Raw genomic sequence first — 960 nt, forward strand, 5'->3', positions numbered from 1 at the left:
CTTGGTCGTGACCCTGAGCAACAACGCTCAAGTCACCATCAAAGCTGGCGAAACCAGCGCGCCGTACACCCACGATTCGCAGGGCGATGACGTCTATAAAGACTCGGGCGAAATCAGCCTGGGCATCAAGTCGGCTGTAGACGCCACCGGCGCTACCTTCGAGAACCTGCAGCTGGGCGGCAACGCCTCCGTTCAGGTCACCGACACCACCGATGAGGTGGTGGCCAAGCTGACCGCCACCCCTTCGGTCACCGAAGGCGGCGAGATCACCTACACCATCACGCTGACCAACAAAGATGGTCTGCCGATCAACAACCACGGCGCCCTGACCTTCACGCTGAGCGACGGTAAAACCGTCATCACCGTGCCGGCCAACGGCACTACCGGTTCGATCACCGTCACCGCGCCGGACAACGTCTACACCGGTGCCAACGATCCAGTGATCAAGTCGATCGCTTCGGTGGACGGCGCTGATGTCGGCAAGTTCGAGCAACTGACCCTGGACAAGACTCCGGTCAGCACCACCGTTACCGACGAGCCAGGTACTCCGGGCAACGAAGGCGACCTGGTCAAGATCACCATCACGGCCGACCAGACCTCGGTGGCCGAGAACGTCAAACCGACCTTCACCGTACACATCAACCAGCCGCTGGACCACGACTTGGTCGTGACCCTGAGCAACAACGCTCAAGTCACCATCAAGGCCGGCGAAACCAGCGCGCCGTACACCCACGATGCGCAGGGCGATGACGTCTACAACGACGCCGGCAGCATCAGCCTGGGTATCAATTCGGCGGTGGACGCCACCGGTGCGACCTTCGAGAACCTGCAACTGGGCGGTGCGGCTACCGTCCAAGTCACTGACACCACTGATGAAGTGGTGGCTAAGCTGACCGCGACACCTTCGGTTACCGAAGGCGGCGAGATCACCTACACCATCACGCTGACCAACAAAGACGG

At 61.0% G+C, this 960-nt stretch carries 1 protein-coding gene; it reads left to right on the forward strand.

What is annotated here, in order from left to right; translation table 11 throughout:
* On the forward strand, window positions 1–960 hold a 960-nt coding region (locus PM2_RS31085; protein ID WP_042132655.1), incomplete at both ends, for an immunoglobulin-like domain-containing protein.

The organism is Pseudomonas monteilii NBRC 103158 = DSM 14164, assembly GCF_000730605.1.
Lineage (GTDB): Bacteria > Pseudomonadota > Gammaproteobacteria > Pseudomonadales > Pseudomonadaceae > Aquipseudomonas > Aquipseudomonas monteilii.